The sequence below is a fragment of the endosymbiont of Galathealinum brachiosum genome, from assembly GCA_003349885.1.
Lineage (GTDB): Bacteria > Pseudomonadota > Gammaproteobacteria > SZUA-229 > SZUA-229 > SZUA-229.
Genome location: QFXC01000013.1, coordinates 309259 through 335816 on the forward strand (window position 1 = coordinate 309259; position 26558 = coordinate 335816).

26 protein-coding genes are annotated in these 26558 nt (G+C 39.6%); 15 read left to right on the plus strand and 11 right to left on the minus strand.

Going from position 1 to position 26558, the window contains the following annotated elements; all coding sequences use genetic code 11:
• Positions 1-8 precede the first annotated feature (8 nt).
• The 3 genes from DIZ80_14205 (at position 9) to DIZ80_14215 (ending at position 3327) form a co-directional block, all read left to right on the plus strand.
• Complete coding sequence (locus DIZ80_14205; GenBank protein ID RDH81254.1) at positions 9-1853, plus strand: 1-deoxy-D-xylulose-5-phosphate synthase; 1845 nt, start codon at positions 9-11, stop codon at positions 1851-1853.
• Between the two features lie 288 nt (positions 1854-2141).
• Positions 2142-2519: a 6-carboxytetrahydropterin synthase QueD gene (gene queD / locus DIZ80_14210; GenBank protein RDH81255.1), complete on the plus strand. Its 378-nt coding sequence runs from the start codon at positions 2142-2144 to the stop codon at positions 2517-2519.
• Positions 2520-2532: 13 nt separating this feature from the next.
• Positions 2533-3327, plus strand: coding sequence for a GTP cyclohydrolase I FolE2 (locus DIZ80_14215; GenBank protein ID RDH81256.1), 795 nt, complete (start codon positions 2533-2535; stop codon positions 3325-3327).
• 214 nt (positions 3328-3541) lie between these two features.
• Here DIZ80_14215 and DIZ80_14220 read toward each other — a convergent pair whose 3' ends face one another.
• The 4 genes from DIZ80_14220 to DIZ80_14235 all read right to left on the minus strand — a co-directional run bounded on the left by DIZ80_14220 (position 3542) and on the right by DIZ80_14235 (position 7740).
• Positions 3542-4498 carry an MBL fold metallo-hydrolase gene (locus DIZ80_14220; GenBank protein RDH81257.1) on the minus strand — a complete coding sequence of 319 codons (957 nt, stop codon included), beginning with the start codon at positions 4496-4498 and terminating at the stop codon, positions 3542-3544.
• Positions 4499-4503: 5 nt separating this feature from the next.
• Entirely contained in the window at positions 4504-5640 is a 1137-nt protein-coding gene (locus DIZ80_14225; GenBank protein RDH81258.1) for a hypothetical protein, read from the minus strand.
• Between the two features lie 66 nt (positions 5641-5706).
• A complete protein-coding gene (locus DIZ80_14230) occupies positions 5707-6861 on the minus strand; it encodes a hypothetical protein (protein RDH81259.1) in 1155 nt (384 codons plus the stop codon).
• Between the two features lie 3 nt (positions 6862-6864).
• The gene (locus DIZ80_14235) at positions 6865-7740 is read right to left on the minus strand and encodes a 4-hydroxy-tetrahydrodipicolinate synthase (protein ID RDH81260.1); all 876 of its coding nucleotides are present in this window, start codon (positions 7738-7740) and stop codon (positions 6865-6867) included.
• A gap of 269 nt (positions 7741-8009) precedes the next feature.
• On the opposite strand from DIZ80_14235, the gene DIZ80_14240 reads away from it, so the two are divergent.
• The 9 genes from DIZ80_14240 to DIZ80_14280 all read left to right on the plus strand — a co-directional run bounded on the left by DIZ80_14240 (position 8010) and on the right by DIZ80_14280 (position 15857).
• Positions 8010-8537: a glycine cleavage system protein R gene (locus tag DIZ80_14240; protein RDH81261.1), complete on the plus strand. Its 528-nt coding sequence runs from the start codon at positions 8010-8012 to the stop codon at positions 8535-8537.
• A 191-nt stretch (positions 8538-8728) separates the two neighbouring features.
• Complete coding sequence (locus DIZ80_14245) at positions 8729-9202, plus strand: peroxiredoxin (GenBank protein RDH81262.1); 474 nt, start codon at positions 8729-8731, stop codon at positions 9200-9202.
• A 106-nt stretch (positions 9203-9308) separates the two neighbouring features.
• Complete coding sequence (locus DIZ80_14250; GenBank protein ID RDH81263.1) at positions 9309-9560, plus strand: hypothetical protein; 252 nt, start codon at positions 9309-9311, stop codon at positions 9558-9560.
• Between the two features lie 12 nt (positions 9561-9572).
• Positions 9573-11942 carry a ferrous iron transporter B gene (locus tag DIZ80_14255; protein ID RDH81264.1) on the plus strand — a complete coding sequence of 790 codons (2370 nt, stop codon included), beginning with the start codon at positions 9573-9575 and terminating at the stop codon, positions 11940-11942.
• Entirely contained in the window at positions 11939-12160 is a 222-nt protein-coding gene (locus DIZ80_14260) for a sugar metabolism transcriptional regulator (protein RDH81265.1), read from the plus strand. The genes DIZ80_14255 and DIZ80_14260 overlap by 4 nt, the downstream gene beginning before the upstream one ends.
• A 475-nt stretch (positions 12161-12635) precedes the next feature.
• Positions 12636-13781, plus strand: a complete 1146-nt coding sequence (locus DIZ80_14265) for a porin (GenBank protein RDH81266.1) — start codon at positions 12636-12638, stop codon at positions 13779-13781.
• A 200-nt stretch (positions 13782-13981) separates the two neighbouring features.
• Entirely contained in the window at positions 13982-14503 is a 522-nt protein-coding gene (locus DIZ80_14270; GenBank protein ID RDH81267.1) for an FMN-binding protein, read from the plus strand.
• Entirely contained in the window at positions 14500-15270 is a 771-nt protein-coding gene (locus DIZ80_14275; protein RDH81268.1) for a hypothetical protein, read from the plus strand. The genes DIZ80_14270 and DIZ80_14275 overlap by 4 nt, the downstream gene beginning before the upstream one ends.
• A 101-nt stretch (positions 15271-15371) precedes the next feature.
• A complete protein-coding gene (locus DIZ80_14280) occupies positions 15372-15857 on the plus strand; it encodes a hypothetical protein (protein ID RDH81269.1) in 486 nt (161 codons plus the stop codon).
• Between the two features lie 22 nt (positions 15858-15879).
• On the opposite strand, the gene DIZ80_14285 is transcribed toward DIZ80_14280, so the two are convergent.
• The 3 genes from DIZ80_14285 to DIZ80_14295 all read right to left on the minus strand — a co-directional run bounded on the left by DIZ80_14285 (position 15880) and on the right by DIZ80_14295 (position 18328).
• A complete protein-coding gene (locus DIZ80_14285; protein RDH81270.1) occupies positions 15880-16929 on the minus strand; it encodes an AI-2E family transporter in 1050 nt (349 codons plus the stop codon).
• Positions 16926-17273 carry a Crp/Fnr family transcriptional regulator gene (locus tag DIZ80_14290; GenBank protein ID RDH81271.1) on the minus strand — a complete coding sequence of 116 codons (348 nt, stop codon included), beginning with the start codon at positions 17271-17273 and terminating at the stop codon, positions 16926-16928. The genes DIZ80_14285 and DIZ80_14290 overlap by 4 nt, the downstream gene beginning before the upstream one ends.
• A 155-nt stretch (positions 17274-17428) precedes the next feature.
• Positions 17429-18328: a LysR family transcriptional regulator gene (locus DIZ80_14295; protein ID RDH81272.1), complete on the minus strand. Its 900-nt coding sequence runs from the start codon at positions 18326-18328 to the stop codon at positions 17429-17431.
• Positions 18329-18508: 180 nt separating this feature from the next.
• Here DIZ80_14295 and DIZ80_14300 point away from each other — a divergent pair, with 180 nt between their 5' ends.
• Positions 18509-19006 (plus strand): hypothetical protein, encoded by a 498-nt coding sequence (locus tag DIZ80_14300; GenBank protein ID RDH81273.1) that lies wholly within the window; start codon positions 18509-18511, stop codon positions 19004-19006.
• A gap of 3 nt (positions 19007-19009) precedes the next feature.
• Positions 19010-19348 (plus strand): hypothetical protein, encoded by a 339-nt coding sequence (locus tag DIZ80_14305; protein RDH81274.1) that lies wholly within the window; start codon positions 19010-19012, stop codon positions 19346-19348.
• Positions 19349-19383: 35 nt separating this feature from the next.
• On the opposite strand, the gene DIZ80_14310 is transcribed toward DIZ80_14305, so the two are convergent.
• Genes DIZ80_14310 through DIZ80_14325 form a run of 4 tightly spaced genes read right to left on the minus strand, consistent with a single transcriptional unit; the run spans position 19384 to position 24520 of the window.
• Positions 19384-19944, minus strand: coding sequence for a hypothetical protein (locus tag DIZ80_14310; protein ID RDH81275.1), 561 nt, complete (start codon positions 19942-19944; stop codon positions 19384-19386).
• Between the two features lie 12 nt (positions 19945-19956).
• Positions 19957-20463 (minus strand): hypothetical protein, encoded by a 507-nt coding sequence (locus tag DIZ80_14315; GenBank protein ID RDH81276.1) that lies wholly within the window; start codon positions 20461-20463, stop codon positions 19957-19959.
• Between the two features lie 15 nt (positions 20464-20478).
• Positions 20479-21699: a hypothetical protein gene (locus tag DIZ80_14320; GenBank protein RDH81277.1), complete on the minus strand. Its 1221-nt coding sequence runs from the start codon at positions 21697-21699 to the stop codon at positions 20479-20481.
• A 55-nt stretch (positions 21700-21754) separates the two neighbouring features.
• A complete protein-coding gene (locus DIZ80_14325) occupies positions 21755-24520 on the minus strand; it encodes a hypothetical protein (protein ID RDH81278.1) in 2766 nt (921 codons plus the stop codon).
• A gap of 293 nt (positions 24521-24813) precedes the next feature.
• Between DIZ80_14325 and DIZ80_14330 the strand changes: the two genes are divergently transcribed.
• Positions 24814-26421: a methyl-accepting chemotaxis protein gene (locus DIZ80_14330; protein RDH81279.1), complete on the plus strand. Its 1608-nt coding sequence runs from the start codon at positions 24814-24816 to the stop codon at positions 26419-26421.
• Positions 26422-26558 lie beyond the last annotated feature (137 nt).

Below are 26558 nucleotides of genomic sequence, written 5' to 3' on the forward strand. Positions count from 1 at the left end.
ATAGAAACATGCCGGATACCCAATTCTCATTACTAAAAACCATATCATCACCGGACGATGTGCGTAATTTACCTGAAACCCAACTTCCTCAGCTGGCAAAAGAACTACGCGAGTTTGTTATTCAGTCTGTTGCACAAACCGGCGGACATCTGGCAGCTGGATTAGGTACTGTAGAATTAACACTGGCTCTACACTATGTTTACAATACGCCTGAAGACAAACTCGTCTGGGATGTAGGTCATCAGTCATATCCGCATAAAATCATTACTGGTCGCCGTGAGCAGATGAGCAGTATTCGTCAGCATAATGGTTTAGCCGGTTTCCCTAAACGGGAAGAAAGCCCTTACGATACTTTTGGTGTCGGTCATTCCAGCACCTCAATAAGTGCCGCACTGGGCATGAGCATGGCTGCAAAAATGCGTGGCAGCAATCAGAAAACCATCGCTATTATTGGTGATGGAGCCATGTCAGCGGGCATGGCATTTGAAGCACTCAATCATGGCGGTGATACGGATACCGATCTTCTGGTTATTCTAAATGACAATGAGATGTCTATTTCACCAAATGTAGGCGCATTATCAAAACACCTCTCCAAAATCATGTCTGGAAAAGTGTATTCAACTATGCGCAGCGGCTCGAAACGCGTATTAGAAAAAATTTCTATGTGGGATTTAGCCCAGAGAACCGAAGAGCATGTAAAAGGTATGGTCATGCCTGGAACCCTGTTTGAAGAACTGGGTTTTAACTATTACGGCCCGGTTGATGGCCATGACTTACCAACTCTTATTACCATGTTACAGAATCTGCATTCTCAGCCTGGCCCCATTTTATTGCATGTAATAACGAAAAAAGGCAAAGGCTTTAAACCTGCTGAAGAAAACCCGTGCCTTTATCATGGCATAGGCAGTTTTGACCCGGAAACAGGTGATAAACTGGATACTTCATCTGGAAAGCCAACCTATACACAGGTCTTTTCAGACTGGGTATGCGATATGGCTGAAAAAGATAACAAGCTAGTCGCAATAACCCCTGCTATGCGTGAAGGTTCTGGTCTGGTCGCTTTTTCAGAAAAATTTGCTGACCGCTACCATGATGTCGGTATTGCCGAACAACATGCCGTTACTCTAGCCGCTGGTATGGCCTGTGAAAAAGCCAAACCGGTTGTCGCCATTTACTCTACTTTTTTACAACGCGCATACGATCAGCTAGTGCACGATGTTGCTATTCAAAACTTACCCGTCTTATTTGCCATTGACCGAGCCGGGCTAGTCGGAGCTGATGGACCAACTCATGCGGGTAATCTGGATTTAAGTTATCTGCGCTGTGTGCCAAACATGCTGATAATGACACCATCAGATGAAAATGAATGCCGTTTAATGCTAACAACAGGTTATCAACATAATGGTCCAGCAGCTGTGCGTTACCCTCGAGGTCAGGGCCCAGGTGTTGAAATAGATAATAAATTCAAAGTTCTGGAAGTCGGTAAAGCTGAAATACGTCGTAAAGGGCAGGGTATTGCCCTGCTGGCTTTTGGTAGCATGTTAACTGAAGCATTAATTGCGGCTGAAGAAATAAACGCTACCGTAGTAAATATGCGATTTGTGAAACCTCTGGACACTGAAATGCTGAGATCAATTGCCAGCTCACATGAAACAATTGTTACTATTGAAGAAAATGTTGTTGCCGGCGGTGCAGGCAGTGGTGTGAATGAATGGCTGCTTGCAAATAAACTGAATAACCCTGTAATTAATTTAGGTTTACCGGATCGTTTCGTTGAACATGGCGCGACACACCTGCTTCTTGCCGAATGCGGTCTGGACGCAGACGGCATTATTCAGTCGATTAAGACATAGAACATCATACTCATTAACTTGACGTAATCGGGGTAAGGTCGTTGCTTTGTGTGCTCTGCCCCTGTGGTTACTCCGATCAGATTGGCAGGGTAATTCTCGACTCCGTAAAACTCTTGATGGTATCAATAAGGGGACGGAGCGCAAAAACGCGGTCCATCCCCGATGGAAATACTCCTAAGCAGGGCACTTAATCTCCTAAGAGCCATTAGAGATTGCTAATAATACTAAAAACCGATAAAATCCTGCGGTTTTTACAAGTCATTTTTCAGATATAATCTAAACCCTGTTATGCCAGCTAAATATACATTAAAAATAGTTACAGATTTTGCATCTGCACATACACTCCGTGATTATCCCGGAGCATGTAGTCGTATGCATGGACATAACTGGAAAGTGGAACTGGAGCTTGAATCCAGCCAACTGGATAATGTCGGCATGGCTATCGATTTTAAAGCCATGAAAAAAGCGACTAATGACGTATGTGACAAGCTGGATCATCGTTACCTGAACGAGATTGAACCCTTTACAGAGATTAATCCTACAGCAGAAAACATGGCAGCCTGGATATTTCAGGAAATTGCTAAAAAACTTAATACTGATACCTTACGCGTAAGCTCTCTCACATTATGGGAAACTGAACGCGCCTGTGTAACCTACAGCGAATAGCGAAGAGATAAAGATGACCGAAGCAAAGACAATGCCCGATGTACAAAACAGCCAGGACAAACGTCATATTGCCATTAACAAAGTCGGCATAAAAGATATTCGCCATCCTGTACAGGTTAAAGATCGCTCAGGTCATGTGCAACATACGGTTGCTAATTTCAATATGTATGTAGACTTGCCACATAATTTCAAAGGCACACATATGTCTCGATTTGTGGAGATTCTAAATAGCCACGATCATGAAATCACAGTTAAAACTCTGCGTACTATGCTATCTGAAATGACTGAAAAGCTAGATGCCGAAAATGGCCATATAGAAATGAGCTTTACCTATTTTGTAAATAAAACAGCTCCAGCATCTGGCGTACAAAGCCTTTTAGATTATGAAGTTACTTTCTATGGCGATAGAGTTGATGGCAAAAATCATGTAACAGTTAAAGTGGTTGTACCGGTTACCAGCCTGTGCCCATGCTCTAAAAAAATATCTGAGTATGGCGCGCACAACCAGCGCTCACACGTAACGGTTAATGTTAAAGCTGATGATTTTATCTGGATTGAAGACTTAATTGATATTGTAGAACAGGAAGCGTCATGTGAGCTATATGGCTTACTGAAACGCCCGGATGAAAAGATTGTCACTGAACGCGCTTACGACAACCCCAAGTTTGTGGAAGATATGGTACGTGATGTCGCAGCCCGTTTAAATGAAGATGATCGCATTCGTTCATATACACTTGAATCAGAAAACTTTGAATCAATTCATAACCACTCAGCGTATGCATTGATTGAACATAATAAAGACGCTTAGAAATTAAAAGACTTGCTATAGAAAGATTGCACGGGAACATCTCCCTCGGGGAAAGAGCGCGCTTTTTGCACTCTGTCCCCTGTATTGATGCCATCAAGAGCTTTAAAAAGTAGACTCTCTACAATATCCGCTTTTAGTGGTGTCAAAACAGGGGACAGACATCAGAAAGCAGATATCTGTCCCCGAGAGAGATGTTCCTAAACTAAGTTACATTCTACTCAAACTCTGCTTTCTCAACTTCCAGCTTAGCCAGGCTAATGTGCTTGCCTAACTCTTCATCAAAACCATCCCAGTCTTTATACTCACTTAAAGCCTTTTCAATCATGGGTTTCATTTCAAAATCTTCCAGCCCTTCTTCGTAGTACTTTTCAACCTGAGTATATAAAATATTAAAATATTCACGCTGCGACTGGACTATCTTCACATCACCTGATGGGCCATGCCCCGGAATATAATGTTTCTTTTTCAGACTTATCGCTCTGTCCAGTGCTTTTATTACATCCCTGAAACTGCCATCACTCATACGTAAAATTCTAAGATAACCTACATTATCACCGGTAAAAAACGTAGAACCCTCAACATATTCAATCATAATATCAGTATCACTATGTGCGATACCCACTGAATGAATATTAAAATTAAGTCCGGCTACTTTTAACTGCTTACCATCACTCACTGCCGTATCAGGATAAGCTATTTTAGTGCCTTTAGTTGCCCCCTCGGTCATTGTGAGCATATTATCAAGCCATGTTTGAGCAGCACCTGCTTTAGCTTTTTTGATCATTCTAGGATCAGCAATAATTTCTACCGAAGGGTAACGTTGTTTAATAATTTCATTAGCCAGCCAGTGATCACCATGCACATGGGTATTAAATATATGCGATACAGGTTTGTCTGTGATTTTTTTTATTTCACGTAAAACCATAACACCAGAATGATGACTTGAACCAGGGTCAACAACCACAACACTTTTATCAGCAATGATAAAAGCTGGATTATTCATAAAACCACGATTTGCAGCAGTAGGTAATTCACGGGGACCGTGTATAACATAAACAGTCGAATTTATTTTATCTGCACTGAATCCATCGAAAAATTCATCGGCCATTAAACCAGGAGAAGTGAACAATAAAACAGAAAGCAAAAACATTTTTTTCATAATGGATCTCATAATAGTTAAATGTCAGGTAAGTCTTCCACCTGAACAGCAGGTTGTTTTGCTGATTGTGTTTGAGTTTTGTTATCAGTTGAATCAACAACTGAATAGGTTTTTTCCAGTTTCGATATAACCTCTACAAAATTTTCATCCAGAACAAATGATTCCATTAATACTTTACTCAGGGATTTTTTACCCGAAGCTAGCATTGAATTTAATTTCTTCTTCTCCACTTCATCAAGTTTCGAATGTGCAATGGCTTCTACGAGCCCTTTGATAAATGCATTTTGAACAGCATTTGTTTTTCTTATCTGGTCGCCAATTCCCTTACTTATATTTTCCATCGCATGGTGAGTGCCTTTTACAATTTTATACAGATTCTTTCTTTCATTGGTTAACTTTATTTTCGAATCAATTGAATCGACAATACTATTAGCCCCAGATGCCAGAACCACCAGATTATCTTTTATACGTCCATATTTTTCAATATCATCCTGAGGCAAATTGCTAATTAATAAGCTTATCTTTTTGTAATTGATACAGATAAGTCCATTTTCTTCAATCAGTCGCCCCTGCAGTTTTAATCTTGTAATTATTGCTGCCTGTTCATCTTTTACGTTTTCATCATAACTAAAAACCAGCTCATCATTATTACAACGAATTTCAACGCTAATACCACAACCATAACTACTGCCGGCTGCAAACAGCATCTTAACCATACTTTCATAATCTGACGCTGAACCACTGTCTCGAAAAAAGTCAATTATGGCACTATATTCTCCCGCAGTCGTCATAGACAGCATGGCCATATTATTAGCGCTCTGTAATTCTTCTTTTAGGGAATCTATATTTTCAACGGTTTGAGTATCACCGGTATCATCTAACTGGGCAGCGGGTGATTCAACATCACTGGAACTATTTAACTGACTTTCTAACTCGCTGAATTTACGACGTTCTTCAACCAGGTCCTCCTGAAGAGTAAAAAACATCTTCTTGAAAACCTCAAGATTTTTCAGCCTATCAGAAAGATAAGTGATCTCGTGCCTTAGCTTTTCTTCATCTGCAAACTGCAGGTCATCTAGTTGTTCTTTCTCTTCCAGCATTTCGGGCCATATCTCGATAACTATTAATAGCTTAGCAGATATTTCCAGAAACACACATAAGAGGAAAACCTCTCATAACGATCAAAGGGTATGTATATAAGTAAACATACCCTTAACTAATTACTTCAATTGCTTCAACAACGCATCTCGAAACAATCTGGCAAGCCCACTTTCGATTTCACGACCATCTTCATGCTGTATTTCAATCTTACTAGAGGACTCACTTATTACTTGAGTCAACTGCAGCGTAATCTGGTCTTCAGGTGCAACGATACTCGGCTGAACTTTGTATTCCTGTGTTTCAAAACCGTCATCTTCATCGACTTCAATATCTTTACCACTAAATAAACCACTGAACCAGCCACTTTCATCTTCAGCAGGTTTCTCTTCTAACTTCATATTACCGACGCGTACACGCATTGTGCGAGACGCCTTATCGGTATTTAATACATCTACACCCAGTCGATCCATAGCTACTTGTATACGTAACCAGATTGTATCTGCCTCACCTTTAACATCAATCTCGCCAACAGTATCACTCTCTTTATTTACACGTGGCTGATAACTGTCATATGAAGCCAGTAATTCGGTAGCACCGGTTTTGCTTACACCACCAAATAGAACAAAACGGTACATAATTTCCCGCTCTAGAAACGGCTCTGAATCACGTTGTACCCACTCTGTTATGTCAGTAGCAACGCTGATCTGTAAACCACGATGGCTTACATACAGTCGTGTTGTGTTTTCAGCCTCACCCGCTTCAACCCTGATTCTGAATCGGTCTTTATAATCAGGTGAAAAACCGCTGAACCAGCTACTAGAGTCTTCTTCATTATAAGAAATCTGATATTCACTCATCCAGGCCGTATCAACAAAACCTAACAGCTTCTCAATACGTTCAACTTCGATTCCTTCTGAAGCCAGAAAACCCGGTAACATGCCCCAAACTTCATTTACCGGCAACTCTATTTCAAGCCAGTATAGTCGTGAGTCATTTTTCAACTCATAACCACTAAACTCAGGTGCAATCACCTTACTTTCAGTAAAACTCCCCTCGCCTGACTTAGCATTTCTAGATGGTTCAGGTAAACGAAGTGCTCCCTGTGTATCAGGCATCGACAGCTTTGGTGGTATTTCAAGAGCCTGCACTGATATCGCACCCTGATATTCTGGGCGTTCTTCCCCATCTGAGCTACACGCGCTGAGAAAAATAGACAGAACAGTGGTTAATAACAAAGTGGATGTTAATTTTTCAGACAATAGTTTTATACACATAATTTAAAGCACACCTGCCTGACGCATCGCGTTACGCAGTGTTTCATGGTATTGCTCGGATAAAGTGGTTAAAGGTAATCGAATACCTGCTGGCATCTTTCCCATTTCGGTTAAAGCCCATTTTACCGGTATCGGATTAGCTTCAACAAACAGGTCATTATGCAGACCGGTTAAAGGCTGGTTTAGTTCCAGAGCTTTTTCTCTATCGCCTGCAAGAGCCGCTGTACACATATCGGCCATAGCTTTAGGTGCTATATTATTGGTAACTGAAATAACCCCGTCACCACCCTGCAGCATAAATTCGGTTCCCGTGTCGTCATCACCAGAGAAAATATCAAAATTATCTCCACACAAATCACGAATCTGAGTCAGACGAGATAGATCACCTGTCGCTTCTTTAATACCAATAATATTTGATACTTCTGACAATCGAGCAACGGTTTCAGGCAGCATATCAACCGCTGTACGGCCGGGCACATTATATAGAATCTGCGGTACTGGAACGGTTTCGGCAATCATTTTATGATGCAGATACAGGCCTTCCTGAGTGGGCTTATTGTAATAAGGAGTAACTAACAGACAGGCATCTGCACCCGCCTGCATTGCACACTTAGTCAGGGTAATCGCTTCTGTTGTTGAGTTTGCACCGGTACCCGCGATAACAGGAATACGTTCATTCGCCATTTCCACTGTACGGCGAATAACTTCGCAATGCTCTTTCTCATCTAATGTAGCCGATTCACCCGTAGTTCCCATTGAAATAATAGCGCTTGTGCCATTTTCAATATGAAATTCAACCAGTTGACTCAAACTGTCAAAATCGACCGACCCATCAGGGTGCATGGGTGTTACCAATGCCACCATACTGCCACGAAACATGATTATTGCCTTTATGAAATTACGAATTGAAACCAACAGGTATATGTAAGATACCAGTCGGCTAAATCAAGCCGGAAATAGTACTTTGTAGGGCCTTTATTTACAAGCCAAAGAACGCAATAACTCACTGATTAGCACTCTTTTATTTCAACAGATATCAGCAATAAACTGATGACATTAATTAAAATTACACATTCAATATTACATTTGCCTTTTCTTTTCCTTTTAGCTTTAATAACCTGTATCAAACAACTTTAAAAAGATAACAAATGAACCAGTCTCTCGTAATTACCGCCATTGGCGCAGATCGTCCCGGAATTGTTAATGAACTTACTGAAGTATTACTTAACTCGGGCTTAAATGTTGAAGATAGTCGCATGAGTGTGCTGGGTGGAGAATTTGCGGTTATGTTACTCGTCACGGGTAACGAAGATGCGATCAACTCGGTTAAACAACAGACAGATAAACTGGCTACATCACTTAATTTAAGCCTGTTATGCAAAGAAACCTCCTCACACGATGAAAATCAGGAACACTCTGCTTTCACCATCAATGTAGAAGGTATGGATAACCCCGGGATTGTGCATAAACTTGCAAGGTATTTATCACAACACAGTATTAATATTGTAAATATGCATACTGAAAGTAAACACGCACCGCATACCGGTACACCAATATTTAGCGTGAATATGCAGGTCAATATTCCAGCTGAGCAAAATATTGAGCAAATTGAAGCTGATTTTAGCGTTTTATGTGATGAAATGAATATGGATGCTGAATTTAAGCCCGCGACCTAGCACTATCTAGCACTTCTCCCTCGGGGAAAGGTCGCTGCTTTTTGCGCCCTGTCCCCTGTTATGATGCCATCAAGAGTTTTATGCAGTCAACTCACTACATTATCAGCTTTTAGTGGTCTCAAAAAAGGGGGCAGAGGAAGAGGTGCTCAGACAGTGTAAAAAACAACCCCCTTCTCAAATGGAAAAATCTTATGCCTTTAACTCTTAACAAGAAAGCCCCTGCTTTTAGTGCAGCAGCTACCGGTGATCAAACTCTCAGTCTGAAAGATTTCAAAGGCAAAAACCTGATCATATACTTCTATCCTAAAGACAATACACCCGGGTGCACTCAGGAAGGTCAGGATTTTCGCGATAATTACACTAAATTCAAACGTGCAAAAACATTAGTATTGGGCGTTTCACGCGATTCTGTTCGGGTTCACACTAATTTCAGAGCCAAACACGAATTCCCCTTTGATCTTCTTTCCGACCCGGATGAAACGCTGTGCAAACTTTTTGATGTTATTCACCTGAAGAAGAATTATGGCAAAGAATATATGGGCATAGTGCGCAGTACTTTTCTGATTGATTCCAAAGGAATATTACGAGAACAATGGACAAACGTCAGAGTGAAGGGACACGTAGAAGAAGTTCTCGCAACGGCTAAGCAATATAAACCTGAATAACATCGTTTCATGACTTGTATCAATAGTAATGATAATAATTATCATTGCCAACTGCGTTTGTTTGAATTAAAATGCACTTATTAACTAATCCTGAGTGATTTCACACATGACGCAGACTGCACAACAAACTGATTCAAGTTATTCTCTGGCCCATGCCAGACCAGGTGATCTGGTGCGTGTAACCTGTGTAAACGCGGATAACCAGCTAAAAAAACGCCTGGTTAGTATGGGTGTATCCATTAATTCTCGCCTGCATATTATTCAACGCCGCGGTAGTGCTACTGTTGTTGGCTTTGACGCCAGCCGTATTGCCATTGGTGGCGGTATGTCCAGGCAAATTATGGTGTGTGCGGTTTAGTCCGAGTCAGTCATGAGTAAAGAATGCTGCGACACGAATCAGGGTACACCTGATGACTCCCATTACACTATTGGCTTACTGGGCAACCCTAACTGCGGCAAATCAACCCTGTTTAATACACTTACCGGTTCTCGCCAGAAAATTGGCAACTGGCCGGGTGTAACGGTTGATCGCAAAGTTGGACAGTTTGAGTACAAAGACATCCCTTTTGATGTTGTTGATCTTCCCGGTGTGTACTCATTAGATAATAGCGCCCGCTCTCTTGATGAGAAAGTGACCCGCGATTACATCCTGTCATCTGAACCTGACTTAATCGTCAATGTACTAAATGCATCTAATCTGGAACGCAACCTCTACTTAAGTGGCCAGCTACTGGAAATGCAGGTCCCCATGGTCATTGCGCTAAACATGATGGATTTAGCCGATTCTCATGACATAGAAATAGACCAGATAGCACTGGCTGAAAAGTTTGGTTGTCCCGTTATCGCTATTGCCGCACATAAAAGTATTGGCATTGAAGACTTAATGCAGGTTGTGCTGCAGGCCTCTCAGAATCATCAACCTCCCACGAAACAACTCCCCTACTCAGAAGATATTGATCAAGCGGTTACTGAACTGCTTTCCTCATTACCCGAAGATCACCCGCAATGTGAACATGTCAACTGTCGCTGGATGGCAGCACAGGTTTTAGATGGTGATACCGGGGTAAAAGATTTTAAAACCATTGAGCAACCCATTCTCGATCATGCTCAGACACTACGTGAAAAAATAGAACAAAAGAACAACGAAGACATTGATATTCTACTGGCAGATTGCCGTTATGGTTTTGCCCGTGAAGTGACTCAACTTGTGGTTTCACGCCCGGATGATTATAAGTACTCCCTGTCTGACCGTATTGACAACATTGTTTTAAACCGGTTTCTTGGTATCCCTATTTTCCTCAGCGTAATTTACCTGATGTTTTTATTCACCATCAACCTGGGTGGTGCTTTTATCGACTTTTTCGATATCGCAGCAGGTGCAATTTTTATAGATGGTTTTGGTGAGATTCTCAGCGCTTTAGGCTTTCCTGACTGGTTACGGGTCATATTTGCAAACGGACTCGGCGGGGGCTTTCAGGTCGTTGCTACCTTTATCCCTATTATTGGATTTTTATACCTGTTTCTTTCCTTCGTTGAAAGCACGGGTTATATGATGCGCGCGGCTTTTGTTGTCGATCGTTTCATGCGTACTTTAGGCCTCCCCGGAAAAGCATTTGTACCCTTAATTGTTGGTTTTGGCTGTAATGTACCGTCTATTATGGCAACACGAACACTGGAAAATCATCGCGAACGTATTATCACCGTTATGATGGCCCCCTTTATGTCCTGCGGTGCACGCCTTTCAGTATATGCATTATTTGCTGCAGCTTTCTTCCCTGAAGGTGGTCAAAATATTGTTTTCTTACTCTATATAGTCGGCATTCTATTTGCCATATTCACTGCATTTATCATCAAATCGACTTTATTGCCGGGTGAAGCATCCCCATTTTTAATGGAGCTACCCACTTATCACATGCCCAAACCACGTGATGTATTAATACGCACCTGGTCACGCCTGAAAGGTTTTCTGCTGGATGCAGGGAAAATTATTATATTAATGGTCCTTGTTATTAACTTCCTTAACTCCTGGGGTACCGACGGTAGTTTTGGTAATGAAGACCAGAAAGACTCCGTATTAAGCGCAATAAGCAGAAGTATTACACCTGTATTTTCACCTATGGGTATAGAAGAAGACAACTGGCCAGCAACCGTCGGCATATTTACCGGGGTATTAGCTAAAGAAGTGGTTGTTGGTACACTGGATGCTATCTACTCACAAATGGATCAACCGGTGATAACAGCAAGTGAAGACGTTGAGTTTTCACTGAGTGACTCACTAAACGAAGCAATACAAACTGTCCCCGCTAATTTGTTAGATGTATTAAACAACCTCACCGACCCACTGGGCTTCAACGTACTGGACAGTACATCAGATCAAAGTGCCGCAGCAGATGAACAGGGTGTAGACAGTGCGACGTTTGGCGCCATGGTAAAACGCTTTGATGGTCAGGTAGGTGCATTTGCATATCTGTTATTTATTCTACTTTACGCCCCCTGTGTCGCAGCAACTGCCGCGATTTATCGTGAAGCAGGTGCTCGCTGGATGTGGTTTGCATTAGCCTGGAGCACAGGCATGGCATGGTCAGCATCTACCCTGTTTTATCAGCTTGCAAGATTTAACCAGCACCCGGTATCGTCTGCGCTCTGGACGGGATCAATTTTGTTTGTTGTCATTATTGCCATCAGTTATATGCGATATGCGGGACGCAGCAAGCAAAAACTCACCGAGGCATCAGCATGATTCTGACTGAAATCAGAGACTACCTGAAAATTAAAGGACAGGCTCCTTTACGAGATATGGCACTGGAATTTAATATGGAACAGGATGCCCTGCGACCTATTCTTGAACAGTGGGTACACAAAGGAAAAATAACAAAACTTCCTCAAGGTACAGCCTGTGGCGGTGGTTGCCATAGCTGTGAACCCGAAGCAATTGAGCTTTATCAGTGGATTGATTAAAAGATAGTCATTAGTCTTAAGTCAGAAATCGTAAGTCCAGATCAAAAGCAAAAAGCTGAAGCCCAGCTTCCACACCTCCAGACTCTATATAACTAATCGCAAGATTCATAACTCTCGGGGAAAGAGCATCTTCCCCGCTCTGTCCCCTGTCGTGATGCCATCAAGAGTTTTACGGAGTCAAATTACTACTCTACCAGCTTCTAGTGGTATCAATTAGGAGACAGAGCGCAAAAGGCAGCGGTCTATCCCCGATGGAGATGTACCGTAGCAGGCCATTACCCCAAACATTCACTCCTCAACTAGCAACAAATAATAATTTTTCTTCCATAATTTTGATTCATAACAAGAATCACTCTCAATTTGTATATCTATATGAGAATTATTTGCATTTGCGTTTGTATTCATTATAATAGCCCCACATTGAATTTACAGGGCCTGTTTTTAAATTCAGGTAATTATTTGGAGATTAACTAGAATGACTTTACGTAAGACTTTAATTGGCGCATCAGTAGCCGCTGCACTAACTTCAACCAGCTCATTTGCTACCGATCTGGACAGTTTGCAAAAACAGATCGATGAACTCAAAGCTGAGAACAGCCAGATTCTAGCTAACCTTGAAAGCACTTCTGATTCATATAGTGGCTCCAACGCTACAACGATTGGTGGTTACGGTGAATTGCATTACAACAACTTAAGTTCTGATTTAAGTAATACAGATAAAAAATCAGTTGATTTTCATCGCTTTGTTTTATTCTTTGCTCACGAGTTTAATGATGACATCCGTTTCTTCTCTGAATTTGAATTGGAGCACGCTTTAGTTAAAGATACAGATGATGGCTCAAATGGCGGTGAAGTAGAACTTGAACAAGCATATATTGAATTTGATACCAGTGATAATTCAAATGTTAAAGCAGGTGTATTCTTAATTCCTGTTGGACAAATGAATGAAACACATGAGCCACCCGCATTTTATGGTGTAGAGCGTAATCCGGTTGAGAAAAACATCATACCTGCAACCTGGTGGGAAGCAGGTGCAATGTATTCTGCACACACAGATAATGGCATTAGTTATGATTTAGCTATCCACTCTGGTCTTGCTGATAATTCGGGTAGCGTTCGTAGCGGCAGACAAAAAGTATCAAAAGCAGCAGCAGATTCTCTTGCTTACACAGCTCGCATTAAATACACAGGTATAACCGGCCTTGAGCTTGCGGGTACGGCTCAATATCAAAGTGACTTTTCACAGGGTACCGGTACTACAGGTGATGCAGAAGATGGTACTTTACTTGAAGCACATGCTGTTTATACAACTGGCGGTTTAAAACTAAGCGCATTATATGCAAACTGGGACATCAATTTTGACGGTGGCACTACAACTGGTAAAGATTCTCAAAATGGTTCTATTGTTGAAGCATCTTATAAATTAAACAGTAAGTGGGGCGTATTTGCACGCCAGAACAACTGGACTAATGACGATGGTGCAACAGATAAAGCACAATCTGATTTTGGTTTTAATTACTGGCCACATGAAGATGTAGTGTTAAAGGCGGATTACCAGGCACAGAATGATGATGCTGGTGATTTTGACGGTATTAATCTGGGTATTGGTTACCAGTTCTAGTATTAAGACTCCTGCCAATATAAATGGCACTTCGTAAGTTGGTCTTTACGAAAAACTTACTGGAACATTGGGAAGCACTTTTTAAGTGCTTCCCTTTTCTAGTTTTTAATATTTAAATTATTCTTACTACCCCGACCAACAGAACTAACGATAGAGCTACTAATACTAGCTTTAGTTCAAACACCTGATAAAATTCAACGATGATTTATAAATTAATATTTTTATTTTTGATAATAAGTGCTGGCAGTAGTTATGCCAAAGGCACCTATCAACAACCAGAAGAATTTGTAAGTGAAGCATTCACTAAGCAACCAGAGCCTCAGGTTGTGTGGATTAAAGGTGAGCTACGCGCTCAAATTGAAAATATTCTTCAGCACAAATATAAAGCTAAACGCATTCGTTACTGGCAGTTTGATAAACGCAGTGTCTGGGTTCTTGAAGAAATAGGAAAAAAGAAACCTATCACTGTGGGCATTATTATTGATGATAATAAAATCAGTCAATTAAAGGTACTGGTTTTTAGAGAAACCAGAGGCTGGGAAGTGCGTTACCCTTTTTTTACCAAACAGTTTAATCAGCTTTCACTTAAAACTGACAATAGTTTAAGTGAAACAATTGACAGCATCTCTGGCGCAACACTCTCTGTGCGCGCACTGCGTAAACTTGCACAGATAGCCCTGTTATTAAATAAAAACACACAGCAATCGGCTGTTAATAAATGAGCCGTCGAAAGAAACCCTTTGCATTTTTTCTGTGGCATAGAAGACTCGGCCTGGCGGCATTGATTCTGGTTTTTATTTTATCTATCACCGGTATTATGCTCAACCATACTGAAGGCTTCAAACTGGACGAAACAACCATTGAATCTGATTTCATTCTAAACTGGTACGGTATTAACCCTGAAGGTTCACCGACAAACTACAACTCAGATGAAGTCTGGGTTAGCCAATGGAACCAGCAAATTTTCTTCAATGGAAAAAGCATTTATTCTCATAAAGAAAAACTTCATGGTATTGTAATCATTGATGATATTATTGCACTCGCGTTAGAAAATTTTGTTTTACTACTTGATGAGAATGGAGAACTGATTGAACTTATGTCAACAGGCACTCAGTTTCCAGTCAGTAAGATAGGTGTAGTAAATAAAAAAATCGCTCTTATTGATATTCGGGATAATATCTATCTTTCTGATAGTGATTTCACCGTATGGCATAAACATAATGAGTCACCTGCTTACTGGTCTTCCGCTCATAGCCTACCTGAAAACAGAATATCAACGCTTCAACAGGCTTTTCGTGGTAAAGGCCTAAACCTTGAGAGAGTCATTCTTGATTTACACTCTGGTCGAATTTTTAATGCCAGATGGGGAATCTATATAATGGATGCCAGTGCCATTGCAATGATACTACTGGGTATCAGCGGCATATGGGTGTGGTGGTCACGCAAGCTAAAAATGCGTAAAAAAAGACATTATAAAAAACGCCATTAATACAGCATTTAACAGAACAAGCAAAAAAACATTTATACGACTAAACTTAGGAATAGCTGGTAATTAGCCTTTAAATACCGAGTATATTGAGACAGTCTGTAATGATTAATACGCAGCTTCAACAATGGTTAAAAATCAATCCTGACCCATCTGCTACCGGCAAATGGATGACGCAAATTCTAAAAGCGGGTATTGATTATTACAATCTTGAAACAGGCATTATCAGTCGTGTTGATAACCGGGATTACCATGTACTTCAGGCCGTCTCTAAAATCGGTAAGATTGTATCACCTGGTGAGCGCTTTAAACTCAATAACACATATTGTGAAGCTGTAGTACGCCAGCACAAAACCATTACCTATATACAGATTGATAATATTCCTGAAATGCGACTACACCCTATCTATCAATCCATACAACTTGAATCTTATATTGGTACGCCAGTAATGGGTAAAGAAGGTGACGTTGTAGGCACCGTCAGTTTTACTTCTCATAATGCACGAGCAATGAATTTTTCACCCGATGAAATACAGTTTATTGAAATTTTAGCTGGAAGACTGGGTGAAGTACTGGATTTTACTGAGTAGTTAAAAAAACAAGTTACCTCTTTTATGCTGTCACTTCAGGCCAGGCATTGATTACTGCCTGTATCAGAGTTGCTAACGGTATTGCAAAAAATACCCCCCAGATACCCCACAACCCACCAAACACTAATACAGACATAATAATTGCAGACGGATGCATATTAACAACCTCAGAAAAAAGCAGTGGAACCAGTAAATTACCATCCAGAAACTGTATTATCAGATAAGCCAGCATAATATAAAAAAACTCCGAGCCCATACCAAACTGGAAATAGGCTATTAATGCAACCGGAATAGTAACTGCGACTGCACCAACATATGGAATAATGACAGAGAGCCCAACAAATAAACTTAACAGTGCAGCATACTGAAGATCAAATATTTTCAAAGGTATATATGTTGCTATACCAACAACCCCAACTTCAAATAACTTGCCTCTGATATAACTACCAATTTTTTTATCTACATCTCTCCATACTTTCGTCGCAAGACCATCTTCTTTAGGTAAAAATCGGCTAAGCCAGTTGAGGATACTGTCCTTGTCTTTTAAAAAGAAAAAAACCAGTAAAGGCACAACCACCATATACACCAATACCGTAAATAAATTAACGACTGATGATAAAGACCTGGAAACGACCAGCTGACCTACAGAGGCTAACTCAGTATTGATGTGTGAAACGATATCCTGAATCTGGGTTTCTGAAATAAAGGGATATTCTTTGGGTAAGCTAATCAGAAGGTTTTGCCCCTGAGTCAGCATACCTGGCACTTCAAGGAAAAACTGCGTTAATTGTTTCGATATCAAAGGTGAAAGGCCAAGCATTAAAATAAGCAAGGTAACTACAAAACTAACCACTACAAGACTAACTGCAAGAACATGAGGAACCTTGAAGTTGCATAATCTGCGCACCACACCTTCAAGTACGTATGCAATAACAACTGCTGCGATCACAGGCGTCAGTACATTACCCATAAAGGCAATCAGTGCAAAACCAAATATCAACATCAGAGCAAGTATAACTGCCTGAGGATCTGAAAAGTGTCGGTTATACCAGACTCGTAAAACCTCTATCACTCTTTAATACCTATCTTTATTTTATATCTGCTTTCAAACAGTATCTCCAGATCATCTATAACATCAGGTGCAGATTTACCCTGCATCATATGCTGCATCATGAACTCTGAGGTTTCATTGAGCATTTCTTTTTGAGACACCATCGGGTAATTTTTTTTCAGACGTTTAATCGCCGCAACCACACTTTCTTCATCAGGTCGAACAAGACCCAGTGGTTCTGTAACTTTTGATTCAGGTTCAGGTGCACGGGATTTTAAAAATTCTGCGAATTCAAATAATGTATTTTGATCTTTCTCAGGAAGATCTTCAAAAATTGAAGTGAGAGACTGGGCTGAGGGGGTCAAAGTGGTACTCCTGAATATATACGTATTATTATAGGCAATATTGTAACAGGAAATTTATGTCGGGTTTAAACTGTGATTTTCTTTAAAAAACCTGATGCCTCATCACCCCCCCATATAAGCATGCCAGGGGTTACAATGAGGACACAATAAACAGATTATTTAGGATGAGAAATACAGTACTGCTTGGCAAATTCTAGCAACTCTTCCATCGCACGAACCTTAAATTTGTGACGTTGATGCACAAATGAGAATGGTCTTTCTAAAGGAGGCTCCAGTGGAATGGCGACAAGCGTATTCAGTTTGATTTCTTTTTGCACGGTTGACTGGGACATAATAGAGATCCCCATACCTGCTTCTACTGCGCTTTTAATAGATTCCGGGCTGCCCAGCTCAAGACAAACATTGGGCTCTTCCTTAATACCGGTTTCCTGCAGGTATTCAGCTATAACTTCACGTGTCCCTGAACCTTCTTCACGGCATATAAATGGGTGCGAAACTATTTGTTGGCCCGTGATAGCATCTAAACCAGCTAACTCATGATTTGGCGGCATAATGGCAACCAACTGATCCATACGGCACACATCTACCTGTAAGTTTTTATTGCTGACTGAAGCTTCAACAATACCTAAATCAATAATATTGTTTTCAACCATTGAAACAATACCATCGGTATTAGATACCTTCAGACGAATGTTTACTTCCGGGTTTTTAGATTTAAAATCACCTAATAAAAATGGCAACATATATTCGGCTATTGTCGTACTCGCACCCAGAGTGACAACACCACTGACATCACCTGTCATTTCACGAATGGAATGCTCCATTTCGTCATAGAGCTCAAAAATACGACCTGAGAAACTATAAACACGCTGACCTGCTTCAGTCAGGCTAACCCGGTTATGTGTTCGATCGAATAAACGGGTATTAAAATACTCTTCTAACTGACGAATCTGAAAAGTAACCGCCGGTTGAGTCATATGTAGAGCATCCGCTGCCTTGGTAAAATTCAATAGCTTTGCTACTGTATGAAACACTTTTAGTCGTCTATCTGCCATAACATTTACTTATAGGGGCTCTAAGGAGGCGTTATAGTACCAAGATCAGCACCCCATATGCAAAGATTATGTTGTCATATATCTATTGAATAGCAAAAATTTAACTGACTCTTATGGCACTTCACTCTAAATCTACTATAAAATCAGTTAATAACCTTTAATAGCGATAAGCGAAACACCATGATTTTAAACAGGGAAACTCTAAAATTATCCTTTCACCAAATTACATTTATCAGTCTACTCACCCTGAGTAGTACACTCTGCTTTGCAGGTATCTATAAGTGGGTTGATGCTGAGGGCAATACACATTATGGACAACAACGTCCTGCCGATGCTCAATCAGAGTCGATGAATGTTCAGATGCATGCTCCTGTAAACCAGTCAACCTATCAAAAATCAGGCGCAGAAAAGTCCGATGATCAGACAGGAACACAGGAAGATGGTGCGGAACAAAAACAGGAAACCACGGCTAAACCCGAAGAGAAAAAAGAAACATCGGCTGAAAAACAACGTCGTTTAGCTACCTGCGCTAAAGCACGAAAAAGTTTGGCCGCAATGAGCTCACAGGGGCGTGTCAGAAGCAAAGATAAGGATGGTAATATTACCTATCTTTCACAACAGCAAAAAGACGCTAAAATAAAAAAGCATAAAAATCTAGTTGCTAAACACTGTAAATAAACCATGCCTCTTTTGACTATAAAAACAAACATTCAGCTTGAAAACAAAATATCAATAGCAGAACTTGCTTCAGAACTAACCACTCAAATACTTGGCAAACCTGAAAGTTATGTCATGGTAAATATAGAAGATAATCAGTGTTTAATGTTTGCTGGTGATCATCAGCCTTGCGCACTCGTTAAACTAAAAAGCCTGAATCTACCGGAAACAACGACAACTGATTTTTCATCCAGCCTGTGTGATTTTATCAATACACAAACTGGCATAGACACGTCTAGAATTTATATCGAATTTTCTAACCCTGAAAGGCATATGTGGGGATGGAACAAACGCACTTTTTAATCTAAATTGATAAAAAATGTGCGTCAAACACCCTCTTAATTAAAGCTATCAATCTTTGCTTTTAAATCGTTTAATAATTTTTTATAGTTTTCATCATCAGTTTCTTTAAGCAGAGAATCAATCATTAACTGAGCATCCGCCACCATCTGTAACTGATTACTTTTCCTGTCACGCAAAGCAGACAACATTTCTTTAAATGAATTAGCCAGTGCCGTTAACTGATCTGCTTTACGTAGAGAGGAAACAGGTTCGTAATTTCCACGTGAAACCTCATCACAAATCGTCTGTAATCGATACATCGGACCGGCTATTTTATGGCTTTGATAAAGTACTGCAATAGCGGCAACGACCCCTGTCACTATTACGGTTATTATATTACCAAATATAATGGCCGGAGCCAGACTATCCCATGTATTTTGAATTTGCTGATGAGCAACCTGAAGCTCACTACTCAGCTCATTTGAAAGAAGAAAATACAACATGATGCCTGATAAAAGACCCGATGCAGCAATAATGCCAACAACGGTTACTATTGAACGCATCTGAAATTTTTTCTGTATAAATACAGTATTACGTTTTATATCGGAATTACTCATAAATATTGCTCATTATTTACTATGACAGGCAAGGCACATATCGCCTTCCGCATTGTTTCGTCGAAGAATATAACTTTTATTTAAACGTTCACGATTAAAAATGTGATCCATAAAACTGGTACTCGCCATTGGTTTATCACTTTCAAGACTACCATGCACGTAATGACAGGTTAAACAGGTAATCTGGTCATTAACATCCAGCGGCAAATCTGCTGGCACGGTGTAGCCCGGCGTAATACCCACGATATGACTTGAACTGCTATGACAATCACTACACATTTCAACTTCACTTTTATTAAAACTATTCATAACAGGAATAATATGCTTTCCATTGAAATTAGCCTGTTCTAATGGTTGTGTTTTGTGACAGCTAAGACACTGTACACCATCATTTTCACCCGTTTTGCTTTCATAATGTGGATTAAACCCTGAATCTGCACGCACTGACATTGTATATATACAAATAAAGAACAAGACTGAGTATTTTAAAAGGCACTGTATATTCGTTTTATATTTCATATATTTTATACACAGTTAAAAACTGGCAACCATTTGAAAAGTTAATTTACGTTTTTCGAAATCGGGTTCTGCTGTTGCAGTTTCCAGATGACTTAGATACTCAAGTTTTATTTGCACATAATCTCCAATCAGATAACGTCCACCTATGGTTACTCGATTCAATTTATCCACAGCGTAACTGACACCTGGATCATCAGCATCAAGTACCGAAGTATAATCGGGGTCCCATTCGCCGTAACCAATAAAAAAGGCCATAGGCTCAAAATCTATCAATACTCTTGAATTGTAGCCCTGCTCATCTGCGGGACCAGCTGAACCACCACCGGGTAAAATGACAGTATCAACACTATTCAGATTTATATACTCCAGGATTAACTCTACAATTCCATAACGCCAGGTAATATCAACCGCCTGTAATTCGTTTCTTTTTTCTTCATCAGCATCCATATCATAAAGCCATGACATACCAACGATAAAATCACTCTGAGTTTCACGGTTATGTATACTATATGGGTCTCTACCCGGGAAGAAACCAATTCGTGTACCTATGCTATTACCTTCATCTTCAAATAAGGAGTTGGTCCAGTAAACAGCATAATCTATCTTTGAAATACTCCCGTATGCCCTTATTCCATCTCCATTAAAGCCATCGTTTTGAATACGTTGAGTCGTTAAAGGAGCGGTCACATTGGGACGATCAGGCGCTGCAAAAAACTCATAATCTATACCGAAGGGTATATCAAAGCGACCAAACTGAATATGATACCCTGACTCACCAAATAAACGCCCACGTGTTGGTACATTGTGGGTATTAGCGTGATAATCAAGAACAGCTACTGCCACTTCTGCCGCATCACCATCCCATACTAATGCGGTGCTCACTGAAATATTTTCATTCTGATCAAACTGTAAATCCAGTTCAAAACTACCCAGGTCAAAAGGATGATCACTGTTATCAGCAGAATGTGCAGTGACATCAAAAAAACCTTCAAGCTCAAGCGATGGTTCTTCGCTTATTTTTTCCTCTGACGTCTCATTCTTGTTTTTAAGATCATTAATCTGTAACTGTTGCTGTTTCAGCTGTTGCTCAAGCTGATCAATTTTATGGTTATTAATCTCTGCCGAATTAGCATGTAGTAACAAAGGGTTTACATTTAGAAATAAAAATCCAAAACAAAAAATAGTTTTTGGCAATTTAAGTTTCGATACAGGTTTTATAAAATTATTTTTTTTCATAAATCACAGTTAATCATAAAATATGTTAAAGATTATAGTCGCAAATTTAAAAAAGTTATTTAACACTTAACAACTTCTCAATCTCGTTAGCAGGTAGGGGTTTGCTAAAATAGAAACCCTGAACCTCGTCGCAGCCTTGTTCTTTTAAATAAAACAACTGCTCTCTGGTTTCTACTCCTTCAGCCAGAACCTGCAGCTTCATACTATGCCCAAGTGCAATAATTGACATAATCATTTCAGCATCATCTGTATTTGTAGTGATATCCCGCACAAATGAACGATCAATTTTCAACATATCCAGCGGGAAACGAGACACATAACTTAATGATGAGTACCCGGTTCCAAAATCATCAACAGCCAGTCTGACACCCATATCATGAATATCATTCAGGGTTTTTATAACAACAGATGTGTCATGCATTATAATCCCCTCCGTTAGCTCAAGCTCGAGATCAGCCGGCTTCAAATTGAATTCCTGTAATATATTTTCTATAACTTTATCAAGCCCTGGTTTCCAGAACTGACGTGCAGACAAATTGACAGCCATGCGAATTGAAGTATAACCAGCATCATTCCATTGCTTTAATTGCTGACAGGCCGTTCTTAATACCCATTCGCCTATTGGTATTATCATTCCGGTTTCTTCTGCAACAGGAATAAATTTAGCTGGACTTATCATGCCCATTTCAGGATGATCCCAACGGATCAACGCTTCTACGCCAATTATTTTCTCATTACACAAAGCATACTGTGGTTGGTAATGCACACAGAACTCATTTTTTTCAAGCGCTGATCGCAAACTGTTTATTATTTTAAGACGCTCTGATGCTTCTTCTGTCAGAACAGGGGTATAAAATTGATAGTTGTTTCTACCATCAGCCTTTGCTTTATACATTGCCGAATCTGCATTACGTAAAAGCACATCTGTATCATCTCCATCATTGGGATACATACTAATACCAATACTTGCGCCAATAAAAACATTCTGACTTTCAATTAAGAATGGTCTGGAAAAAATTGACAGAATGTTATCAGCAATATGGGCTGCATCCTGACGACTTTGCAATGATCCAAGAGTGATAACAAATTCATCTCCCCCAAGACGTGCAATAGTATCCTCTTCCCTGATATGATCTTTTAAACTCTTCCCCACCTTTTGTAACAAGACATCACCCTGCGCATGCCCCATTGAATCATTTACAACTTTGAACATATCAAGATCAATAAAAAGCACAGCAACCAGACTTTTGCTCCTTTTCGCTACCTGTAACTTATGATCTATACGTGCATGACACAATAAACGATTTGGCAAGCCTGTTAGCTGATCATGATGTGCCAGATATTCGAGTTTACTTTCAGTTTCTTTTATATGACTTATATCAGTAAACACACCGATATGATATGTCAGCTTTCCGTTAAAGTCCCTGAACGTATTAACACTAAGAAGCTCTACATATGTCTCTCCATCTTTGCGCCTGTTAATTACTTCACCACGCCATTTACCTGCACCATCTATAGATGCCCACATGTTTTTATAAAAGCTTTCATCATGGTGACCTGATTTCAAAATTGATGGATTTTCTCCTATCACCTCATCTTCACTATATCCTGTAATTTCGCAAAAAGATTTATTTACGCTTACTATTTTATGACTGGCATCAGTAATAAGAATACCCTCTGAGGTATTATCAAAAACCACTGATGCCTGTTCGAGATCATGATGATTATGCTTAATTTCATTTACCATATGGTTGAAACCGTCAACCAGCACACTTAGTTCCACAAACGATGAGTTAGTCTTAGATGGAGAGTAATCCTGTTTTCCCACTCGTTTAAAATCAGCAGAGATCGCATCAATTGAAGTAATTACTAGATGTAAAATGCGCGTACCCAACCAAAGAAAAATTAATACAAATATCATCGCGACTAGCACTAATTTTGCTAAAAACTTAAAAATTGGCTGTAAAATATAACCACGATTTACTTCTGTGATCACTCCTACTCCTATATTTTCTACTCGCGACAAACTTCCAAAGACTTTTTTTTCTTTTAACCCGACATAGACCTCATCGTCATTCCAGTAACTTTCTGTAACAAAAGATTTCACAACAGGTATATGTATTAATGAATCGCCAATTCTATATACTATGTCAGCTGGCATTGTTAACAACAAACCTTTTGAATCTATTAGGTAACTACTAATTTGATTTTGTTGTAAATGAGGCTGGAGGTCATTCCATAAAATATTGGCATCAATACGAGCCAACAATACAGCAAGCGGTTTATCCGGTGGTCCTACCGGAACAGAGAGCGTAAAGAATACACCTTCAGGTTTAATACTTACATTACTGACAAAACGACTCCCCTTAAGCGGAACCGTAAATTCTTCAGAAAAGCTCCCCTCTAATGACTGCCAGTGAGCATACAATCCTCCTCTCTCTTCAGATGGGGAAGTTCGGTCATCATAAGATTCCAACCCCGTAAGAATCTTTCCATCTGTGCCTATTAATAACAGCACATGAATTGCCGGTTCTCGTTTCAGTGCATTGTGAAGCAACTCATCGACAAATTTTAAATTAATATCGTTAGTTAATGTATAAGCAATAGGATCACTCTTGTTTTCAAGCAAAGTTGCCAGACGCTCCACTTCCTGTTTAACGTGATCTACTGACAATTCACCAATAAACACTTCCTCTGACAAATGTTTTTCTAACAATAACTGGTAGTATAAAAAACCACCCCAGATTAACATCAACAATGCTGGGACAACTGCTACAAGCAATATCAGGCCATACCAGGTTTTTTTAAGTGACAGACTCAATTATGATTCTCTAAAACATCCACTCATAAAGTATATTAAGTTCTTAAATATAAATTGTAACAATTTGTAACAATTCGAAGAATAAAATAAACAACATCAATTTACTTTATAATTCACTAAATTGTATACAAGATAAAGATCTTCTTCTAATGTAAATTAAATATTTTTAGGTATCAAAAAGCACATAAAATCACTATTACTTTTAGAATATAAATTCACACTTGCTAATTCATTAATATAATACTATATCAGTGTATGCCGGTTCTAAAACTCCTAACTAAAGGAATTCGTACATGCCCAACATAGGTTTAAGGAAAAGCTTTCTTATTTTGATTTCAATTTTAGCTGTAATTGGCCTTGTACAAGGAATTCTTGTTTTTTCAAAAAACTCTATTATTTTTGATCAAACCCAACAGCTCAAACATAGAGGTATTCCGATTCTAAATAAAACCCATGAGTTAAAGCTTACTGTTGTTCAGGTACAACAGTGGTTAACCGATATCAGCGCTACCCGGGCACAGAATGGCTTAAATGATGGTTTTGATGAAGCGGCCAATAACGCAAATAAATTTAAAACACTCATTCAGGAGTTAACTGAATTAGATAATGAGAATGCTGATGTATATCTAAATATGCTGCCTATTTTTGATTCATATTATGAAACAGGGAAATCAATGGCACAGTCATATATCGATAATGGCCCAGCTGGCGGCAATGTTATGATGGGCGAATTTGATAAAGTTGCAGCTGATATGTCCAACAGTGTGGATAACCTGTTAAAAAATGCCATCAACACAATGAATAGCGCTTTAATCGATCAGGAAAAAGCTGAGATTCTTTCCAGAAATTACTTTTTTGCAGGCAGTTTAGCTATATTTTTAGGTATCGCTTTACTCTTTTTTGTAATGAACCGCTCTTTATCAACACTACCTACTGCTGTTAAAAAAATTCATGAGGTTGCTAAAGGAAATTTAACAGCTCAAATAATTTCTGGTAGTAATGATGAGATAGGTCAGTTATTACAATCAGTTGAGGACTTAAGAGTACATCTTGTAGATATGATTTCTCAAATTTCCAGCTCAACACAGCAATTATCACATTCATCAAATAACATAATACAGATTACACAGGACACTGACGGCTACACATCAGCTCAACAATCAGAAACACAACTGGTTGCAACAGCTATGACTGAAATGACATCGACTATTCAGGAAGTTGTCAGAAACATCAACGTAACGGCTGAAAAAGCCCGCAACACCAGTAACGATGCCAATACGGGTAAACAGGTTATAAATCAGGCCACCTCTCAGATTCAGGAATTATCCTCTCAATTAGAAAATGCTGGTGAAACGATTCATCAGCTTCAGCAGGATACCGAATCGATTACAACTATACTGGATGTTATCAGAGGAATTTCTGAACAAACTAATTTATTAGCCTTAAACGCTGCTATTGAAGCTGCCCGTGCGGGTGAGCAAGGCAGAGGTTTTGCTGTTGTTGCTGATGAGGTTCGCGCACTGGCAAGTAGAACTCAGGAATCTACTGAAGAAATCAACCATATGATTGAAAAATTATTAAGCGGTTCTCGACAGGCCGTTGATGTCACAAACATATGCAGGGACCAGGCTAAAAACGCGGTTGATCAAGCAACTACGGTTCGAAGCACATTAGAATCAATTACAGATTCAGTTTCTGAAATAAGTGATATGAGCAATCAGGTAGCAACAGCTACTGAAGAACAGGCTGCCGTTTCTGAAGAAATAAATCGAAACATTGTAAGTATTGAGGAAATGAGTGGCAATATAGTGGGGCGAATATCTGAACTCACCAGTTCCAGTGATAATCTCACCGGAGAGGCTTATACGCTAAGTAATATCGTGAATCACTTTAAAGTATAAGTTAGACCTTGTTTTAACACTTACAACTTCCTTTTTTAAAAAGGGAAGTTGTAGTGAAACAAATTCAGTTTATTATTTCTTTTCACTTTCTTTATCCGAAGCCTGACTAGACTCCTGCTCTTTTTCTTTATTTTTAT

Bases quoted from the DNA above. Each gene is read 5' to 3' on its own strand.
- DIZ80_14315 (RDH81276.1), bottom strand. From the start codon at position 20,463: ATGAAATATAAAACGAATATACAGTGCCTTTTAAAATACTCAGTCTTG.
- DIZ80_14320 (RDH81277.1), bottom strand. From the start codon at position 21,699: ATGAAAAAAAATAATTTTATAAAACCTGTATCGAAACTTAAATTGCCA.
- DIZ80_14275 (RDH81268.1), top strand. From the start codon at position 14,500: ATGAGCCGTCGAAAGAAACCCTTTGCATTTTTTCTGTGGCATAGAAGA.
- DIZ80_14245 (RDH81262.1), top strand. From the start codon at position 8,729: ATGCCTTTAACTCTTAACAAGAAAGCCCCTGCTTTTAGTGCAGCAGCT.
- DIZ80_14265 (RDH81266.1), top strand. From the start codon at position 12,636: ATGACTTTACGTAAGACTTTAATTGGCGCATCAGTAGCCGCTGCACTA.
- DIZ80_14220 (RDH81257.1), bottom strand. From the start codon at position 4,498: ATGAGATCCATTATGAAAAAAATGTTTTTGCTTTCTGTTTTATTGTTC.
- DIZ80_14280 (RDH81269.1), top strand. From the start codon at position 15,372: ATGATTAATACGCAGCTTCAACAATGGTTAAAAATCAATCCTGACCCA.
- DIZ80_14270 (RDH81267.1), top strand. From the start codon at position 13,982: ATGATTTATAAATTAATATTTTTATTTTTGATAATAAGTGCTGGCAGT.
- DIZ80_14230 (RDH81259.1), bottom strand. From the start codon at position 6,861: ATGTGTATAAAACTATTGTCTGAAAAATTAACATCCACTTTGTTATTA.
- queD (RDH81255.1), top strand. From the start codon at position 2,142: ATGCCAGCTAAATATACATTAAAAATAGTTACAGATTTTGCATCTGCA.
- DIZ80_14300 (RDH81273.1), top strand. From the start codon at position 18,509: ATGATTTTAAACAGGGAAACTCTAAAATTATCCTTTCACCAAATTACA.
- DIZ80_14235 (RDH81260.1), bottom strand. From the start codon at position 7,740: ATGTTTCGTGGCAGTATGGTGGCATTGGTAACACCCATGCACCCTGAT.
- DIZ80_14250 (RDH81263.1), top strand. From the start codon at position 9,309: ATGACGCAGACTGCACAACAAACTGATTCAAGTTATTCTCTGGCCCAT.
- DIZ80_14295 (RDH81272.1), bottom strand. From the start codon at position 18,328: ATGGCAGATAGACGACTAAAAGTGTTTCATACAGTAGCAAAGCTATTG.
- DIZ80_14255 (RDH81264.1), top strand. From the start codon at position 9,573: ATGAGTAAAGAATGCTGCGACACGAATCAGGGTACACCTGATGACTCC.
- DIZ80_14205 (RDH81254.1), top strand. From the start codon at position 9: ATGCCGGATACCCAATTCTCATTACTAAAAACCATATCATCACCGGAC.
- DIZ80_14310 (RDH81275.1), bottom strand. From the start codon at position 19,944: ATGAGTAATTCCGATATAAAACGTAATACTGTATTTATACAGAAAAAA.
- DIZ80_14240 (RDH81261.1), top strand. From the start codon at position 8,010: ATGAACCAGTCTCTCGTAATTACCGCCATTGGCGCAGATCGTCCCGGA.
- DIZ80_14305 (RDH81274.1), top strand. From the start codon at position 19,010: ATGCCTCTTTTGACTATAAAAACAAACATTCAGCTTGAAAACAAAATA.
- DIZ80_14260 (RDH81265.1), top strand. From the start codon at position 11,939: ATGATTCTGACTGAAATCAGAGACTACCTGAAAATTAAAGGACAGGCT.
- DIZ80_14330 (RDH81279.1), top strand. From the start codon at position 24,814: ATGCCCAACATAGGTTTAAGGAAAAGCTTTCTTATTTTGATTTCAATT.
- DIZ80_14215 (RDH81256.1), top strand. From the start codon at position 2,533: ATGACCGAAGCAAAGACAATGCCCGATGTACAAAACAGCCAGGACAAA.